The organism is Hoyosella sp. YIM 151337 (genome assembly GCF_026041215.1).
GTDB lineage: Bacteria > Actinomycetota > Actinomycetes > Mycobacteriales > Mycobacteriaceae > Hoyosella.
In genome coordinates, this window is sequence record NZ_JAPEIQ010000046.1 from 86,807 (window position 1) to 103,703 (window position 16,897).

Annotated in this window: 14 protein-coding genes and 4 tRNA genes; 7 read left to right on the forward strand and 11 right to left on the reverse strand. The window is 62.8% G+C overall.

Features of this window, described 5'->3' with window-relative positions; translation table 11 throughout:
• The first annotated feature begins 27 nt into the window (after positions 1–27).
• The gene (locus ONR57_RS22355; protein ID WP_265125916.1) at positions 28–792 is read left to right on the forward strand and encodes a TetR/AcrR family transcriptional regulator; all 765 of its coding nucleotides are present in this window, start codon (positions 28–30) and stop codon (positions 790–792) included.
• Here the strand turns inward: ONR57_RS22355 and ONR57_RS22360 are convergent.
• Together ONR57_RS22360 and ONR57_RS22365 are read right to left on the reverse strand one after the other, a co-directional pair.
• Complete coding sequence (locus ONR57_RS22360) at positions 758–1,699, reverse strand: arsenic resistance protein (RefSeq protein WP_265125917.1); 942 nt, start codon at positions 1,697–1,699, stop codon at positions 758–760. The two genes, ONR57_RS22355 and ONR57_RS22360, sit on opposite strands and share 35 nt — an antisense overlap.
• An 84-nt stretch (positions 1,700–1,783) precedes the next feature.
• Entirely contained in the window at positions 1,784–3,193 is a 1,410-nt protein-coding gene (locus tag ONR57_RS22365) for a carotenoid oxygenase family protein (protein WP_265125918.1), read from the reverse strand.
• 307 nt (positions 3,194–3,500) lie between these two features.
• On the opposite strand from ONR57_RS22365, the gene ONR57_RS22370 reads away from it, so the two are divergent.
• A complete protein-coding gene (locus tag ONR57_RS22370; RefSeq protein WP_265125919.1) occupies positions 3,501–4,451 on the forward strand; it encodes a glycine-rich protein in 951 nt (316 codons plus the stop codon).
• Positions 4,452–4,511: 60 nt separating this feature from the next.
• On the opposite strand, the gene ONR57_RS22375 is transcribed toward ONR57_RS22370, so the two are convergent.
• The gene (locus ONR57_RS22375; protein ID WP_265125920.1) at positions 4,512–6,668 is read right to left on the reverse strand and encodes a 3-hydroxyacyl-CoA dehydrogenase NAD-binding domain-containing protein; all 2,157 of its coding nucleotides are present in this window, start codon (positions 6,666–6,668) and stop codon (positions 4,512–4,514) included.
• A 40-nt stretch (positions 6,669–6,708) separates the two neighbouring features.
• The gene (locus tag ONR57_RS22380) at positions 6,709–7,929 is read right to left on the reverse strand and encodes an acetyl-CoA C-acetyltransferase (protein ID WP_265125921.1); all 1,221 of its coding nucleotides are present in this window, start codon (positions 7,927–7,929) and stop codon (positions 6,709–6,711) included.
• An 88-nt stretch (positions 7,930–8,017) separates the two neighbouring features.
• On the opposite strand from ONR57_RS22380, the gene ONR57_RS22385 reads away from it, so the two are divergent.
• Positions 8,018–9,199, forward strand: a complete 1,182-nt coding sequence (locus ONR57_RS22385) for a pyridoxal phosphate-dependent aminotransferase (RefSeq protein WP_265125922.1) — start codon at positions 8,018–8,020, stop codon at positions 9,197–9,199.
• A gap of 9 nt (positions 9,200–9,208) precedes the next feature.
• Here the strand turns inward: ONR57_RS22385 and ONR57_RS22390 are convergent, their stop codons facing one another.
• Complete coding sequence (locus ONR57_RS22390) at positions 9,209–10,351, reverse strand: acyl-CoA dehydrogenase family protein (RefSeq protein WP_265125923.1); 1,143 nt, start codon at positions 10,349–10,351, stop codon at positions 9,209–9,211.
• A gap of 155 nt (positions 10,352–10,506) precedes the next feature.
• Here ONR57_RS22390 and ONR57_RS22395 point away from each other — a divergent pair, with 155 nt between their 5' ends.
• Positions 10,507–11,541, forward strand: coding sequence for an AraC family transcriptional regulator (locus tag ONR57_RS22395; RefSeq protein ID WP_265125924.1), 1,035 nt, complete (start codon positions 10,507–10,509; stop codon positions 11,539–11,541).
• Here the strand turns inward: ONR57_RS22395 and mftF are convergent.
• Entirely contained in the window at positions 11,519–12,898 is a 1,380-nt protein-coding gene (gene mftF / locus ONR57_RS22400; RefSeq protein ID WP_265125925.1) for a mycofactocin biosynthesis glycosyltransferase MftF, read from the reverse strand. The genes ONR57_RS22395 and mftF overlap by 23 nt on opposite strands.
• 183 nt (positions 12,899–13,081) lie before the next feature.
• Positions 13,082–13,999 carry an oxidoreductase gene (locus tag ONR57_RS22405; RefSeq protein ID WP_265125926.1) on the reverse strand — a complete coding sequence of 306 codons (918 nt, stop codon included), beginning with the start codon at positions 13,997–13,999 and terminating at the stop codon, positions 13,082–13,084.
• A 98-nt stretch (positions 14,000–14,097) separates the two neighbouring features.
• Here ONR57_RS22405 and ONR57_RS22410 point away from each other — a divergent pair, with 98 nt between their 5' ends.
• Positions 14,098–14,238 carry an NAD(P)-binding protein gene (locus ONR57_RS22410; RefSeq protein WP_265125927.1) on the forward strand — a complete coding sequence of 47 codons (141 nt, stop codon included), beginning with the start codon at positions 14,098–14,100 and terminating at the stop codon, positions 14,236–14,238.
• 281 nt (positions 14,239–14,519) lie between these two features.
• Here the strand turns inward: ONR57_RS22410 and ONR57_RS22415 are convergent, their stop codons facing one another.
• Positions 14,520–15,695, reverse strand: coding sequence for a Fic family protein (locus ONR57_RS22415; protein WP_265125928.1), 1,176 nt, complete (start codon positions 15,693–15,695; stop codon positions 14,520–14,522).
• 109 nt (positions 15,696–15,804) lie between these two features.
• Here ONR57_RS22415 and ONR57_RS22420 point away from each other — a divergent pair, with 109 nt between their 5' ends.
• Positions 15,805–15,930 (forward strand): hypothetical protein, encoded by a 126-nt coding sequence (locus ONR57_RS22420; protein ID WP_265125929.1) that lies wholly within the window; start codon positions 15,805–15,807, stop codon positions 15,928–15,930.
• Between the two features lie 329 nt (positions 15,931–16,259).
• Here the strand turns inward: ONR57_RS22420 and ONR57_RS22425 are convergent.
• The 3 genes from ONR57_RS22425 to ONR57_RS22435 all read right to left on the reverse strand — a co-directional run bounded on the left by ONR57_RS22425 (position 16,260) and on the right by ONR57_RS22435 (position 16,558).
• A tRNA-Phe gene (locus ONR57_RS22425) sits at positions 16,260–16,336 on the reverse strand.
• Between the two features lie 46 nt (positions 16,337–16,382).
• Positions 16,383–16,456 (reverse strand) — tRNA-Asp (locus tag ONR57_RS22430).
• A 29-nt stretch (positions 16,457–16,485) separates the two neighbouring features.
• Positions 16,486–16,558, reverse strand: a tRNA-Glu gene (locus ONR57_RS22435).
• Between the two features lie 257 nt (positions 16,559–16,815).
• Between ONR57_RS22435 and ONR57_RS22440 the strand changes: the two genes are divergently transcribed.
• Positions 16,816–16,888, forward strand: a tRNA-Lys gene (locus ONR57_RS22440).
• Positions 16,889–16,897: the final 9 nt, after the last annotated feature.

Consider the following 16,897-nt stretch of genomic DNA (forward strand, 5'->3'; position numbering starts at 1 on the left):
GGTTGTTGTCGATACTGAAGGAGAAGAATGACCGTGCCCAGCGACAACAGCCTGCTGACACCTGCCCTCGCCAAGGCGTGGGGCGTTTCAGCCGCGGCGGCGCGCGGCCCCAAGCCGAGCCTCAGTGCAGAACGGATCATCAGCGCTGCCATCGACGTTGCGGCCGCCGACGGGGTCGACGCCGTCTCTATGAAGCGGGTCGCCTCTGAGCTGGGCACGGGGCCAATGTCGCTCTACCGGCACATCTCGTCAAAAGAGGAACTGCTCAGCCTCATGGTCGACACCGCCGTCGGCCCCCCTGAACCCGGCCTGCCCACCGATACCGACACCTGGCGCAGCGGGATTACCCGGTGGGCATGGGACCTCCGGGCGCGCTACCAACAACACCTGTGGACGATGAACGTGCCGATCCCCGGCCCGCCCATCACCCCCAACTCGGTGCGGTGGTTTGAAAGCGCCCTTCGCTGTTTCGCTCGTGGCGGGCTCACCGAAACGGAGCAGACCTCGGCGGTGCTGCTCGTCAGCATGTTCGTCCGCAGCGAATCCACTCTCACCGCCCAGATCACCGCGGCGATGCAGCGCAGCAACTCCACTGAAGTGCTCACCGGGTACGCCGCTCTGCTGCGCAGACTCACCAACCGCCACGACTTCCCCGCCGTCACCAGAGTCCTCCAGGCCGGCGTGTTCGACGCCGACGACGAGCTGGACTTCGACTTCACGTTCGGGCTCGAACGCATCCTCGACGGCATCGCGGCTCTTACGCGCGAACTGGGCGCCGCACCAGCTGACTGAGCAACGCAAGCACGGGCAACTCCACCAGCGGGCCAATAACCAAGGCCACGGCGATCAGCGGCCGGTCCGGGAACGCTGCCACCGCTAAAGCTAAAGCAATCGGCGAGTTTCGGGCCACCGTCGTCATCGTCAGTGTCACACGCTGATCATCCGGAAGTGCACTGAGAGAGCCTGCCATCCGCGCGATGAGTGGCGTCACCACGAAAAACAAGCCAAGCGGAATGAGCAGAAGGAGCAACTCTCCCCCGTGGTCTGCCACCACCCGACCCTGCCACGCGAACATCGCAAACACCGCGAGATACAGCAGCGGCAGAATCGCCCGGGAAGCCGAGTTAGTCAGCGTTCGGCCGCGCGCACTCCCCGCTGTCAGCCAGCGGAGCACCACCGCCACTACCAGAGGCGCCGCCAGCACCAGCACAATCGCCTCAAAGAGCGGGCCCACCCCGATCATCGCCGCTTCGCCGCCCAGCAACAGCACATACACCGGCAGCAACAGCAACTGCAGTACCAAGTTGATCGGCAGCAGTGCCGCCGCACCGCCAAGATGGCCGCGCGCGAGTGCGGTGAACACCAAATACCAATCCGTGCATGGCGTTACGAGCAGCAACAGCAATCCGATTCTGAGATCCGGAGCGCCGCCAAGCAGTCCCGCTCCGAGCATCCAGGCGAAGAGCGGCGTCCACATAAAGTTGATCACCAGACTCACGGCGACAAGCTTCTTCGTGTCCCGCGCGGCCCGAACCTGCGCGGCGTCCATCTGCAGAAAAACAGCCGTGATCATCAGCAGTAGTGCGGGCAGCACGATAGATCCCACCGCCGCACCTATCGGCAGCGCGATGCCCGCAGCGAGTCCGAGCAGCGCTGCAAGCGCAACGAAGACACTTTGCAGTCGCTCCAAAACCGACATACTTAGCACGCAACCGCGGATGTGCGAACGATCTGCGTCATGGCTCAACGGTAAACGCTGGAGCCATCACGACTGTCAATGCATTCAGTCCGGAAGCCACGCTCCGTGCAGCCCGGCTGGCACCCTGATCGGCATACGCACTCGGCAGAGCGGACCGGACGCAGGATCGTCGACGGGCAGGATCACAAACCACGACGTCATGTCGTTGCGGTCCGTACCAATCATGCCCCAGTAGTCATTCTCCGAACCGGGCATGTAGATCGGTTCACCCACCGATAGCGCGCCCGCGTTCCAGCTCGTTTCCCGGCCCTGCGCCATGTCGAAGAAGAGCAGGCTGTCGAAAACGCCGTCGCGCCCGCCACTATCGCCGACTGCCGCGGCGTGCCTGTGCTCACCAGCGAGGCGGCGATCGTCGATCCGCGGGAACTCGACGTCGCGGTCGCTCACGACCGTTCGGTCGAATGCACCTGTTTCCGGATTGATGACGGCCCGCGCCATTCTTCCGCGAGCGGGTTCCTCCTGGCCTGTGAATCCGCTGGGAAATGACCATTCGGCGTAGTCCACCGTGACTCGCCCGTCCGGCGTGTCGAAGGCATTGGCGAAATGCCACACCCAGAATGCGTCGGTGTCGCACCAGCGGACCGGTCCCCCGTCCCGCGGTATGAGCGCGACACGCAACCCGTCCTGCGGACGCCAATCCAGCACTGAGCCGCCACGGAACACCGCTACAAAGTCAAAGACCAAGGGGCAGAGGAAGAGCACTATGTATCTGCGGGTGAGTGCCATGTCATGGATCATCAGCGGCTTGTCCAAGCCGTCAACGACGGTCGGTGTGCGCACAACCGAGCCGTCTGCTGCAATGACAGCCCACGTCAAATACGGCGGTTCGAATAGATAGTTGAACAGCACCATCTCCCCGGTTTCCGGGTCGATTTTCGGGTGCGCCGTGCTGCCAACTGGCATCGCGCCGCCACACGTGTCGGGCCCGAGGGTGCTGAGATCTTTCGGATCAAGCCGGTACGGTTGCGCCGCTTCAGCCATCGCCAGCAGGCGGCCACCATGGCGGACAACATTGATGTCTGGGAGATCACGCAACCGGCCCGCGAGTTCGGGGCCGACTTCTTCAGCGGGCGGTGCGTACGGGTCCATGACGCCACCCCAAATGGCACGCCCCGCTGCCTCCTCGGCAACCACCATGGGGGTGCGCACGAACCTATTGGTGTAACTCACCGCGCCGTCGCGAATGGCAATGCGATGCACCATGCCGTCGCCGTCGATCGGGTACACATAGGTGCCGATGGGGTCGAATCGCGGGTTCGGGCCGTTGCGCAGGTACTCACCTGAGAGATCGTGCGGCAGTTCGCCTTCCACTGCGAGGTTGTGGACGTCAACTTCTTCCCGCTGCGGCGCGAACACGCCGGTCAAGTGAGTGTGGTGCGCGATGTCGACGGGGCGCAGCTTCGGAGGGGCGGCAGGATTCTCGGTGGTGCTCATGTGCACGCTCCAGTCAGGACGGATGGATTCAAGTGTGGGCCACGCCACAATGATCTAGCTTGCTCTCAGTGGAACTAGTTAGCAATACCCTGTAACTAATTTGTCAACGACCCGAGGTGCGCTGTGGCCGAATGTTGATGGTGGCAATTCACATAAACGCTGCATGCTTTGCATCCTTTTGCACACCGCCGGAAGCAGTCAGGGGACGAGACAAAATGGACGCAAACACCACCCAGTCGCTTTGCTGACTGATAGCCTTCCCTTTAATTTCGCTTGACTATCCGGCTCGACTGATCGGACTGCGGCCATGGACAGTGAACTCACTAGCCAGAAGTCCCTGCGAGAACGCCCACGTTCGCGCGGATTGGGGGTATTCGCGGCCGGATCACTGGCCCTCGGCCACCTAACCCTGCTCCCCTCGTCGGCGGCCGCACAATTTCCGTCTGAGTGCACGGCGTCCGGAACCACCGTCACGTGCACGTACAGTTCGCCCGGGCAGTATGTCCTTGACCTTTTCGGCGGCACCGGTGACCTCCATGTGGTTGCCATTGGTGGCAGCGGAGGCGCTGGCATGCCCGCTGAGGGCATAGGAGGAAGTGACGGAGGCCAAGGAGGGCAGGTCACAAGCGTGATCTCCGAGTACCCCCCACGCCTGTTCATCTTCGTCGGCGGTGACGGCGTGAGCGGACACTTCGGCGGGGCCGGCGGGTTCAATGGTGGAGGGGATAGCGGCAGCGGCGCATTTCTGGGCGGCGGAGGAGGCGGGGCATCAGATATTCGCCGCAACCCAGCGGATCTAGACTCTCGGCTTATCGTTGCCGCGGGCGGCGGCGGAGGCGGCGCAGGCTCCGCGCCAGACAATAGTGGTGGTCACGCTGGCGCCGCTGGAGGTTCTGGTATTGGCGGTGGGGGTGGTCCAGGGACGGAGTCGGCTGGCGGAACCGGCGGTAGCGCCGGCAGTTCAGGTGATTCAGGCTCGGCGGGCGATGTCGGCATTGGCGGCAACGGAGGCGGCAACGCACAAATAGCCGGCGGCGGCGGAGGCAGTGGCCTGTACGGTGGCGGGGGCGGCGGCGCGGATGCGGCACCTGGTTCGGCTGGCGGGGGTGGCGGGGGTTCGTCCTTTGGCGATGACATCAGCATCGCACCGCCCACTACGCAGCCTCGCGTTGTCATTTCCTTCACGCCCGACCCTGCTCAAGAACGTTGCACGGGCTTCTTGTGCATCGATTTGGGCAGCTTGTTCAACTTCAGCTAGCTAAACGAGCACTGGGCCCCGGGTGTTCAATCTCGCACACCCGGGGCCCAGTTTGCGCTGCTACTTACCCACGATTTCCTTCAGCCGCGGGTGCGGGGTGAAACGCTCGCCGTACGTGGCGGCAAGCTCCTCGGCGCGCTTGATGAAGCCATCAACGCCCCCCTCGTAACCCTTGATGAACTGGATGACACCGCCCGACCAGGCCGGGAAGCCGATGCCGAAGATCGAGCCGATGTTCGCGTCGGCATGCGTCATGAGCACACCTTCGTCGAAGCACTTGACGGTCTCGAGCGACTCCGCGAACATCATGCGGTCGATCAGATCCTGGAGCGGCACGTCCAGTTCTGGCGACGATTTGAACGTCTCGCGCAGGCCCGGCCAGATGCCATCGCGCTTGCCGTCCTTGTAGTTGTAGAACCCGGCGCCGCCAGCTTTGCCGGTGCGCTCGAACTCGCCGATCATCTTGTCGATGACACGGCCGGACGCGATCGCGGCGTCATCGATCTTCTTGCCCTCAGCCTTGGCGGCCTCCAGGGTCTCTTTGAAGATCTTCTGCATTGTCTGGAAGTTCAGCTCATCCGACAGCTGCAGTGGTGCGGCGGGATAGCCAGCCTGCAGGCCCGCCTGCTCGATCGTCGACGGCTCGACACCTTCTTCGAGCATCTTGACGGCCTCGTTGATGAACATGCCGATCACTCGCGAGGTGAAGAACCCGCGGCTGTCGTTGACGACGATCGGGGTCTTCTTGATCGCGAGCACATAATCGAACACGCGAGCCAGCGTCTCATCGGACGTCTTCTCACCCTTGATGATCTCCACCAGCGGCATCTTGTCGACCGGCGAGAAGAAGTGAATGCCGATGAAGTCTTCCTGACGCTTCACACCGTGCGCGAGCATGGTGATCGGCAGCGTCGAGGTGTTGGATCCGAGCACGGCGTCGGAGTCGACGACGTCCTCGATCTCCTGGAAGACCTTCGCCTTCAGCTCTGGGTTCTCGAAGACGGCCTCGATCACGAAGTCGACGCCCTCGAAGTCGGCTGCATCCGCCGTCGGCATGATGCGGTCAAGCAGAACCTTCGACTTCTCTTCGGTGGTCTTGCCACGCGAAAGCGCCTTCTGCTCGATCGCCTCCGAGTAGCCCTTGCCCTTCTGCGCGGCCTCAATGGTGACGTCCTTGAGGACGACCTCCATGCCAGCCTTGGCGGAGACGTAAGCGATGCCCGCACCCATCATGCCGGCGCCGAGGATGCCGACCTTCTTGATCTCACGCGGCGCGATGCCGCTCGGGCGGGAGGCACCCTTGTTGATCGCCTGGAGGTCGAAGAAGAACGCCTGCGTCATGTTCTTCGCGACCTGTCCGGTGGCCAGCTCAACGAAGTAGCGGTGCTCGATCTTCGCCGCGTTGTCGATGTCGACCTGTGAACCCTCGACCGCAGCGGCCATGATGGCACGCGGCGCGGGCATCGGTGCGCCCTTGATCTGCTTGCGCAGGTTCGCGGGGAATGCGGGCAGCATCTGCGCGAACTTCGGGTTCGACGGCGTTCCGCCAGGAATCTTGAAGCCCTTGACGTCCCACGGCTGCTGCGCCTCGGGGTTGGCCTTGATCCATGCCTTCGCGGCTGGGATCAGGTCGTCGACCGAGTCGACGAGCTCGTTGACGAGACCGATTTCCTTCGCCTTTTCCGGGCGGTGGCGCTGGCCCTGCAGGAGCACCTGCATGAGCGCGTTCTGGAGGCCGAGCATCCGAACGGTACGGACGATGCCGCCGCCACCGGGCAGCAGACCGAGCGATACCTCAGGCAGACCGATCTGCACGCCACGCACGTTCGCGACGATCCGGTGATGCGTCGCGAGGGCGAGTTCGAGACCGCCGCCGAGCGCGGCACCATTGATCGCCGCAACGACCGGTTTGCCGAGAGTCTCGAGCGCACGGAAGCCTTTCGCGAGCTCCGCGACCTGGTCGTACACTTGCTGGGCGTTTTCGGGACGCGCCTGAATCAGATCGTCAAGGTCGCCACCCGCAAAAAACGTCTTCTTCGCGGACGTCAGAACGACACCGGTGATGGTGTCCTTTTCCGCGACGAGACGCTCAACGGTCGCTTTGAAGGACCGGCCGAACAGCTCATTCATGGTGTTGGCGCCCTGGTTCGGGTCGTCCATGGTGAGCGTGACGATGCCGTCGGCGTCCTGCTCCCAAGCAATCATGTTGTCACTCAATTTTGTTGCCTTTCGAGAATATTCCGCAGGATCTACAGGTTCAGACGCGCTCGATGATGGTTGCGACGCCCATGCCGCCGCCGATGCACAGCGTGACGAGGGCGCGGCGTGCGTCGCGGCGCTCGAGTTCGTCGACCATCGTGCCGAGGATCATCGCGCCGGTCGCACCGAGCGGGTGACCCATTGCGATCGCGCCACCGTTGACGTTGAGCTTCTCGTCCGGGATCTTCAGGTCCTTCTGGAACTTCAGCACGACGGACGCGAACGCCTCGTTGATCTCGAACAGGTCGATGTCGTCGGTGGTCAGGCCCGCGCTTGCCAGCACCTTCTCCGACGCGGGAGTCGGACCGGTGAGCATGATCGTGGAATCTGCGCCGCTCGTTGCCGTCGCGACGATGCGCGCGCGGGGGGTGAGCCCGAAGTCTTTACCGGCCTGCTCGGTGCCGAGGAGCACCAGTGCGGCGCCGTCAACGATGCCCGAGGAGTTGCCACCGTGGTGCACGTGGTTGATCTTCTCGACCTGGTGGAACTTCTGCAGCGCGACAGCGTCGAAACCGCCCATGTCGCCGATGCCCGCGAAGGACGGGTTCAGGCCCGCCAGGTTGTCCGCGGTCGTACCGGGACGCATGTGCTCGTCGTTGTCGAGAATCGTCAGCCCGTTCTGGTCCTTCACCGGAACAACGGACTTCGCGAAGTAGCCGCCCGACCATGCCTTCGCCGCGAGATCCTGCGAACGCACCGCGTACGCGTCGACGTCATCACGGCTGAACCCTTCGAGCGTCGCGATGAGGTCGGCACTGATGCCCTGCGGCACGAAGTAGGTGTCGAACGAGGTGGCTGGGTCCATCGCCCACGCACCACCGTCGGACGCCATCGGGACGCGTGACATGGACTCGACGCCGCCCGCGATCACCATGTCATCCCAGCCGGAACGCACTTTCTGCGCCGCCATGTTGACGGCTTCAAGACCGGACGCACAGAACCTGTTGATCTGCACACCACCCACCGTGTCGGGCATCCCGGCGGTGAGCACTGCTGTGCGCGCGATGTCTGCGCCCTGGTCGCCAACGGGCGTGACGCAGCCAAGGATGAGGTCAGAGACGCGCTTCTCATCGAGATCGGGGTAGCGATGACGCAGTTCCTCGATCAGCCCAACCACGAGCGAGAGCGGCTTGACGCTGTGCAGCGAGCCGTTCGCCTTACCTTTGCCACGGGGCGTGCGAATAGCCTCGTAGATGAATGCCTCGCTGTTTGTGGTCACGAGTGCATCTTCCTTTCTATTTCTGTGGTGATGTTTCGGGAGTTCCCGCGGCCCGTTGGGGGCTGGGAATTCCGGTTACAGTGTCTGGATGCTGGTGCCGCGCCTCGAACCCTTCCGGACGACGATATTCGCCGAAATGACCGAATTGGCTGTGCGACATGACGCAATCAACCTCGGCCAGGGTTTTCCTGATGAGGACGGACCATCCAGCTTGCTGGACGCGGCGCGTGACGCGATTGCCGGCGGATTCAACCAATACCCGCCCGGTGCGGGTGTGCCTGCCCTGCGTGAAGCCATCTCCGCCGACCGGGGTGCACGCTACGGGACGCATTACGACCCTGACGGTGAAGTTCTGGTTACCGTCGGCGCGACGGAAGCGATCGCCGCGTCGCTGCTTGCCCTCGTCGACCGCGGCGACGAGGTTGCCCTCATCGAGCCGTATTACGACTCGTATGCCGCTGCCGTCGCGCTCGCTGGGGCACGGCATCGCAGTGCGAAGCTGGTGCCGAACGGCCGCGGATTCACGCTCGACCTTGATTCGCTGCGCGACGCGGTCACCCCGGCAACGAAGGTGCTGGTGGTGAACTCGCCACACAACCCCACCGGCACTGTTTTGTCCCAGGACGAGTTGCTGGCGATCGCGGAACTCGCGGTCGACCGCGATCTGATCGTGATCACCGACGAGGTGTACGAACATCTGTTGTTCGACGGGAAGGTGCACACTCCCCTCGCGGGCTTCCCGGGGATGCGTGAACGTACGCTTGCGATCTCCAGTGCGGGGAAGACGTTCAGCGTCACCGGGTGGAAAATCGGCTGGGTGTGCGGGCCGCGCGAGCTCGTCGCCGCGGTCCGTGCCGCGAAGCAATTCCTGACGTTTGTGGGCGGCGGCCCGTTCCAGCCCGCGGTCGCGGCAGCGCTGAGCGCGCAACAGCCCTGGGTGGCTCAATTGCGTGACGCGCTGCAGCGCAAACGAGACTTTCTTGCTAGCTCGCTCCACGACGCGGGCCTTACTCCGCACACCAGCGACGGTACCTACTTCATCTGCGCTGATCCACGCCCCCTCGGTTACAGCGATGCTGCAGTCTTTTGCAGGGAGCTGACCACCGCGATCGGCGTCGCGGCGGTACCAGTCAGTGCGTTCACTGACGACGCTGATAGCGCAGCCTGGAAACACCTGGTGCGGTTCGCGTTCTGCAAACGGCACCAGGTGCTCGGCGAGGCCGCCCGGCGCCTGGCGCGCCTTGCGGAGGGGACATCGATACACGCTTAGCGAAGGTCCTCAGAGGTTGAGCGAGCGACCGATGATTTCCTTCATGATTTCGGTCGTTCCGCCGTAGATGGTCTGGACACGCGAATCGAGGAATGCCTTCGCGATGGGGTATTCGCGCATGTAGCCGTAGCCACCGTGCAACTGCACGCAGCGGTCGATGAGTTTGGTCTGCAGCTCGGTCGACCACCACTTGATCATGGCAGCATCCTGGACACTGAGCTTCTTCGCGTTGAGCATTTCGATGTACTTGTCAACGGCAAGACGCACCATCTGGGTCTCGGTCGCCAGCTCAGCGAGAACAAACCGCGTGTTCTGGAAAGCTCCGATGTTTCGGCCGAAGGCCTTGCGGTCGCGGCAATACTCGATCGTCATGTCGAGGCACTGCTCCATCGCAGCCGCGGCGACGACGGCGATCGACAGGCGCTCCTGCGGCAAGTTCTTCATCAGGTAGATGAAGCCCTGGCCTTCCTCACCCAGCATGTTCTCGGCGGGCACCCGGACGTTGTTGAAGTGCAACTCGGCCGTGTCTTGCGCCTTCAGCCCGACTTTATCCAGGTTGCGGCCTCGTTCGAAGCCTTCCATGCCACGTTCGACAACAAAAAGGCTGAAGCCTTGTGCACCGGCGTCCGGATTGGTGCGCGCGACCACAACAACGAGGTCAGCATTGATGCCGTTCGTAATAAATGTCTTGGAACCGTTGAGGATCCAGTCACTGCCGTCTTTCTTGGCATTGGTCTTGATGCCCTGCAGGTCCGACCCGGTGCCAGGCTCCGTCATCGCGATCGCGGTGATGAGTTCACCGGAGACAAAACCGGGCAGCCAGCGAGCTTTCTGCTCATCAGTCGCGAGTTCGGTCAGGTACGGCTGCACCACGTCGTTATGCAGCATGAAGCCGACACCGCTGTACCCGCCGCGGGTGGTCTCTTCCGACACAATCGCATTGAAGCGGAAATCCGGGTCACCGCCGCCACCGTACTTCTCGTCGACAGCAGTCCCGAGGAAACCGAGCTTGCCGGCCTCGACCCATAATTCGCGCGGGACGATCTCGTCCTTCTCCCACTGCTCGTGGTGTGGTGCGACATGTTCCTTGAGAAAGGCCCGGAACGAGTCACGGAACATGATCTGTTCATCGGTGAAGAGGGAGCGTTCCACGCTGAAGGTCTCCTTCGATCGGTTTTGACCACACTACGGTCGGTGTAACACTACGACGCAGTAACTTCACGGGCGAGGACCGTGGCGCGCGGAGTCTATGACCGAACCGATCACATAGAGTGGGGTGTGACCAAAACGCTCACGCCCAGCGCCACATGATGAAACGCCCGATACCCACTGACTACGTCGCACGCACGATCCGCGCAGCGGACCGGCGCGGAATAGACTTGCAGCCTGCACTTCAGCGGGCGCAGATCGTGCCTATGCTGGACGATCCCTCCGTGCCGATCACCCCTGAGCAGGCGACGGCATTTACCCAGGCAGTCTGGGACATCACTGGTGATGAGCTTGGCGGACTGGGCGCCGCCCCAGTCCCCCGCGGTACGTTCCGCCTGGTGACGCTAGCGCTGATTCATTCGCCCGACCTCGAGCATGCGCTGCGACGCATGATGTCCTCTCTGCCCGCATTGCCCGCGATGACGCCGATCGACTTCCGCTTTCACGCACCTGCCGAATCCCCGGCGCAGACCGGAGCAATCGAATTAGATCTGCGCAGCCGGCCGCCTGATTTAGTCACCCAGTTGCTGATCGAGTTGTGTTTCCTGCTGATCCACCGCTTCTCGAGCTGGCTGATCGGGCGCGCGATCACCCCGGTCAGCGTGACACTGCCGCACAGCGCACCTGGTGATTTCGAACCGGGGTTTTATCGCACGCTCTACGGTGTGGCACCGCACTTCGGCGCCCCCACCGCCACAATCGTGTTCGACCGGGCCACACTGCACGCCCCAGTTGTCCAGAACGAGGACACGCTCCGTGAGTTTCTGCGGAACTCACCGGCGGTTCTTTTCAGCGAACCCGCAGGTGAAACACCGCTCACCACGAAGGTCAGGCGGATGCTCGAGCGCGGCGTCGCGGGCGGTATTCCCGATGCTGCGACGCTGGCCAAACGAGTGTCGATGAGCGAATCGCACTTGCGGCGGCTGCTGCGCGCCGAGGGCACCTCCGTGAATCAGTTGCGGCAGGAGGTGCTGTGTGACGCAGCATTGGCTCGCCTGCGACGCGGCGAACCCATCGACCAGATTTCGGCAGGGCTTGGTTTCTCGGAACCCAGCGCATTCCGGCGCGCGTTCAAGAGGTGGACGGGCAGCAGCCCTGGCGAATTCCGGACTAACGCTGCCGGAGTTTCCTGACCTCGAGGTACCCCTGCCACGCCCCAAAACCGAATGCCATATCGTCCACCCGGCGCAAAACGGCGTAGCGAACCAGGTCGAGGCTGTCGTCAGAGTCGCGGCGCGACATCCAGTCGAACGCACCTTCCGCGAGCGCGAGCACGGCCAGGGCATACCGCGCACGCCGGGACACCACAGCCGCAGCGAGCGACACCGGCCACGCGTGACGGAGCACCAGAGCTGAGCATCGCCAGAACGCTCCGCGCAGTTCGAGCGCGGCCATCGTCGCCGCAGTCTGGAGGGTGTTATCGACGGGCGGCACCCGGCGCGCCAGACGAGCCGACCCGCCGAGCGCCAGCACGAACAACCCCAGGGCCGTCGATCGCTTGCCCAACAACACGAACACCGCGAGCAAGGCCGGCCACACCCGGGACCAGAGCGCCAGTCGGCTCGCATCGGAAAACGACGCCGACAACCGCGCCGACGCGCTGCCGGCCACAGCACGTGCCTTCACCCATTGCGCCAGATCGCTCGGCGCCTCGCTCTGCACCACCGCCACTGGGTCGAAGCGAACGCGCCAGCCGTCATTGACGAGGCGTAAGCACACATCAGTTCCGTTCGCGGCCGGGAAACCCGCGTCGAACCCGCCTACTGCCAACAATGCTTTCCGCCGTGCTACCAGGGCCGACGCTGGCACACCAAAGGGCGCGGCACCGGGGCTCAAGCCACATTCGCGGCGGCCGGGCTCAAGTGAGGGACGCATCGCGTCGTAGCGCTGCGCCCACCGGCGGCGGCTGGGCAGAGGGTTCAACCGCGGCACAACAAGCCCCACGTCAGGATCGGCGAAATGGGCGAGCAGCGCCTCTGCCCACAGCGAACCGGGCTGCACACAAGGGTCCAGGAACGCGACAAACGGGGTTTGCGCCGCGCGCAGACCCGTGTTCCGCGCCTCCGCGAGACCAAATGGCTGCTGGTGGCGGATCACGGTAATGCCGGGTCGTTCGATAGGCGGATACGAGCCGTCGTCGACGACGATGATGGACACTCCAGTCAGCGCACCGAGCAATCGATCCAATGAGGCGGCGCCGTCGCGAACAGGAATCACAACAGTGAGTTCGGCACGCGATGGCCCACGCGACGGGCGGGGGTGAGCCACGCCGAGATCGAGAAGGCGCCTGGCAAGTGCGCCACTGACATGGTCAGTGACTTCGAGCACGCCGTCATCGATCATGCCCGATTCGTGTGCCGTCAAGGCGACCACCGTGCCGAACGGCGCTACCAGATTCGCCCCACCCTGTCCCCGCGCGCTGCGATCCGTGATGCGTACCCGGGAATCGAGGCGTACCGCGAATCCCTTCGGCAGTCGATCGGTAGACATGTGCGTTTCCGTCCGCGCGTTGACGGCTGTCGTGCTCAGAGCCCTCATCGCCTCCCTCATCTGCCCCCTGGCTTCATCGCCGGACCTATATGATCGCTCACCGAGAGCGCGCAACCACTAAGCCTCAACTATCGTGAGCCATCTGCCCCGGTCTTCGCAGCCGAATCAGCTAACCACCACTAGTTAATTTTGCTTTGGGTCCAAACTAGCTCGGATTCCGTACTGCACTCCCGTGAGTGCCTCGGACTCCTCCCACAGCGAAGCTGCCGTACGCCGATCATGTGAACGCTTACTAGATCGAACTAGGACAGGTGAGCCCCGCTGCTCGAAGCGTCCACCGGGGCCGACGTAACTACCGCCAGGCAGACTCGGCGCTGTGGCCGCATAAAGGCTCGGAAGCGCTCCGCCCTCGGCGCTTTGCGCGAAGACCCGGTTACCGATTTTCATCAGCCGGTCCTGGATCGTGCCCGTATGTGACTGCAGGTTTGTCGAGGCGTAACCCGGATGTGCGGCAACTGCCCGAAGCTGAGAGCCGGCTGCGTCGAGTCGTCGCTGCAATTCGTAAGTGAACAGCAGATTCGCGAGCTTTGACTGCGCGTACGCGGGCCAACGCCGGTAAGTGCGCCGCTCCCAGTTGAGGTCAGCAAGGTTGACTTTGCCAAGGAGGTGCATCCCGCTAGAGACAGTGACGACCCGATCGCCAAGGCGATCAAGCAACAGCCCGGTTAGGGCGAAATGACCGAGATGGTTTGTGCCGAACTGCATCTCGAAGCCATCTTTGGTGCGGGATTTCGGCACCGCCATAACGCCCGCGTTGTTGATCAGCACATCGAAGCGTGGACAGCTTTTCGCGAATTCGTACACGGAACTGAGGTCAGCAAGGTCGAGTTCCCGCACCTCACAGCTGGCTTCAGGGTGGCGCGCGACGATGTCTTCGGCGACACGCTCGCCCTTATCGGTATTTCGGCAGGCGAGGATGACAGTAGCGCCGGCCTCCGCGAGCACCCTGGCTGTCACGGCACCAAGACCGCTATTCGCACCGGTTACTACGAACGTACGGCCCGACTGATCATTCATTTCGCCGACCGTCCATCCATACATGATTAGGACCCTACGATCATCAGCGTCCGAGCGCCATGCCCAGCCGGAAATTCGCGACAAAGAAAACTACGTGTTGGGTCTCGTGCGACAGTAGTTCAATGAAGGGCACCGTCGCGGTGATCTGCGCCGGACCAGGAGGTATTGTCGCGGCGCGGTGGCTGCTCGCACAGGGGTTCGAGCCCACGATCTTCGAGCAGGGCCCGATGCTGGGCGGGCAATGGACTAGTTTCCAGGGCTGAGCGGCGTGTGGCCTGCCATGCACCGCGTGGACCCCCACATCCAGGATGCTGCCGCTTTCGCTGCGATCACAACAAATGAACTGAGCGATCGCGAGCAATGAGACTGGTCCGTCATCGAGCGCCAGGAAGAACAGGGGCTGATGCCAGCCCTCTATAGAAGGAAACTGCCCACTGTGGCTAAGACCGGGATCGAACCGAACCAAAATTGAGGGTCAAACATCCACTATCAGAGCCTCGTGGCGAAAAAAGCGGATGAAAATGAGCCTCGTGGTCCCCGCGAGCTAGTTCCATCGCGTTGCCTCGAGAACCGCGGGACAAACAAAGAGCCGATTCTGCCTCCGTCCAGTGATCTCCCGGAGGAGACCTTTGTCGACGAGCCGGGCCACTGCTTGGTTCGCCGCCTCGAACGATATTCCGATGAGCGCTTTTACGGTCGGGACGTCGATCACGGGGTAACCGATGATGAGCTCAGCGAGTTCAACCGAGGACCCGCGAAGACCCGACTCCCTGACGTCCGTGACCATATCGTCCCGAAGCGCGAGAAGGCGCTGAATTCGCTCAAGACCTTCACGCGCCTGACGGTCGACGGCCTCGGCGAAGAACAACACCCAGGGATTGAAATCACCAGTGATGCTGACCGCAAGCAACCCGTCCTGATACTGCTGTCGGCGACTCTCAAACCACGGCGCGATGCTCAGGACGGGATACTTCAGCTCGCCAACACGCATCAGTTGAAGGAGCGCCACTAAACGCCCAAGCCGACCGTTGCCGTCGCCAAACGGGTGCAGGGTTTCGAATTGATAGTGCGCGAGGGCCATCTTGGCAATGATCAAGACATCATTGTCGCCCTCTACCCATTCCTGCCAAGCCAGCACTCCTGCTTCCAGCTGATCCCCGGGTGGGCACGGGACGAATCGTGACTCCTCAATCGGCGAGTTGTGCGGACCGATCGCCACCTGATGGGGTCGAAGATCACCGGCGTCGGGCGTATCTCCGCGCGTTCCCCTCACGATCGTCCGCTGCAACTCCCCCAAGAATGTTCGCGAGATAGGGCGCGCGTGGACCTGCTTCACGGCTGCCTCGGTCGCGATCGTGTAATTGCGGATCTCCCGCTGTTCGGAAGACATCTCTCGGTCCTCAAGGAAGTCCGCTTCAAGAACCTCGTCGAACGACGCGTAGGTACCCTCGAGGGCCGACGTACTCGCGGCCTCCCGGCGAACGATCGGGCGGACGATGATCTCGGGTCGCGGAAGTTGTGAAACAGCCTCGTCCAACCGGGCAACCGACATCGCGGCTTTGGCTGATGCATTGAGGGCCTTCGCCGAAAGCGCCGGGTGTTCAGGAAGGTTGTCGGGAAGGTACGCCCAGTACTTCCACTCGCGCGAGGTACGAGGATCGAGGCCCCCGATAGGCACAAGCTTGCCAATCGGCGACTTCCCAAGAGCGTCGACGTCCATGCTGTTCAACCTTTTTGCGATTTGCTTCAACCAGGGCCTTCGACGTTCAAGGTACCTTGCACCGTCGGTAAGTGATTCAAGCTAACTAGCGAAAGCTTGAATCACACGCGTGAAAGTTCAAGCTAACCGTCGGAGGCTCACCAGGGAGAGACTGTCGCCGAGCCTTCTCGTCGACGCTGGCGCGGTTGCCATCCTCGGCGAGGAGCCGATCCTCATTCGGCGGCTGCCGATCTGACGTGACCGGACAGCGTTGTTCGCGCCCGGCTGCCCGGAGCACTTAACCGCACCACTGCAGTTCGTCTGGGCGCGCAGCGCGCCGTTTAATCTTGTAAGTGCGAATTCCGGCACATTCGAATTCAGACTCTGCGCGGCCACCCCGCGATCATCGCGGGCTTCGTCTACGGCCGCCTCGCAATGGACACGCTCCACCAGGTCGAGAAGGCATTCGAGCCCGCCGATGGCACGCGGTGGTGTACTGCAGGCCGAGGGCGCGGCAAAGATCGAAGCCCGAAACCCAACGCCGGATACCCTGCGCGAATAACGCCGTTACCAGCGTAAAGAATATGGTGGCCAAGGCCGGGATCGAACCGGCGACCTTCCGCTTTTCAGGCGGACGCTCGTACCAACTGAGCTACCTGGCCGAACCAGCCCCCGAGGGAGCTGACGAGCTTCGATCGTACAACGAAGCGACCCTGACGGGACTCGAACCCGCGACCTCCGCCGTGACAGGGCGGCGCGCTAACCAACTGCGCCACAGGGCCATATGCAACTTTCCACTCCCAAGAGAGTGTACCCCCTACGGGATTCGAACCCGCGTTACCGCCTTGAAAGGGCGGCGTCCTAGGCCTCTAGACGAAGGGGGCCCGCTGAATCACTCCAGCTGGCTTCCCCAACGAGTGTTTCCGTTGGGAGCGAAGCAAGCATAGGACACGTGGCGCCAAAGTACAAAATCAGTGGTTGGCGCGCCTCACGGTCAAGAAATTTGGCCTCCAGCGGGGCCGGTATGTAACGGTCGAGCGATCGGCTGACTCTCCAGACTGACAACCGGATGCCCCGCGTGCACGCATGCCCGGCTATTCGCTAGCATGGTTCCCGCATGCTCACCACAATGAGTACGCACGCCCCTTTAGCTCAGTTGGTAGAGCTACGGACTTTTAATCCGCAGGTCCTCGGTTCGAGCCCGAGAGGGGGCACTCTCACTG

Coding starts and splice junctions, on each gene's coding strand:
- ONR57_RS22355 (WP_265125916.1), top strand. CDS start 28: ATGACCGTGCCCAGCGACAACAGCCTGCTGACACCTGCCCTCGCCAAG.
- ONR57_RS22360 (WP_265125917.1), bottom strand. CDS start 1,699: ATGTCGGTTTTGGAGCGACTGCAAAGTGTCTTCGTTGCGCTTGCAGCG.
- ONR57_RS22365 (WP_265125918.1), bottom strand. CDS start 3,193: ATGAGCACCACCGAGAATCCTGCCGCCCCTCCGAAGCTGCGCCCCGTC.
- ONR57_RS22370 (WP_265125919.1), top strand. CDS start 3,501: ATGGACAGTGAACTCACTAGCCAGAAGTCCCTGCGAGAACGCCCACGT.
- ONR57_RS22385 (WP_265125922.1), top strand. CDS start 8,018: ATGCTGGTGCCGCGCCTCGAACCCTTCCGGACGACGATATTCGCCGAA.
- ONR57_RS22395 (WP_265125924.1), top strand. CDS start 10,507: ATGATGAAACGCCCGATACCCACTGACTACGTCGCACGCACGATCCGC.
- mftF (WP_265125925.1), bottom strand. CDS start 12,898: ATGTCTACCGATCGACTGCCGAAGGGATTCGCGGTACGCCTCGATTCC.
- ONR57_RS22405 (WP_265125926.1), bottom strand. CDS start 13,999: ATGTATGGATGGACGGTCGGCGAAATGAATGATCAGTCGGGCCGTACG.
- ONR57_RS22410 (WP_265125927.1), top strand. CDS start 14,098: ATGAAGGGCACCGTCGCGGTGATCTGCGCCGGACCAGGAGGTATTGTC.
- ONR57_RS22415 (WP_265125928.1), bottom strand. CDS start 15,695: ATGGACGTCGACGCTCTTGGGAAGTCGCCGATTGGCAAGCTTGTGCCT.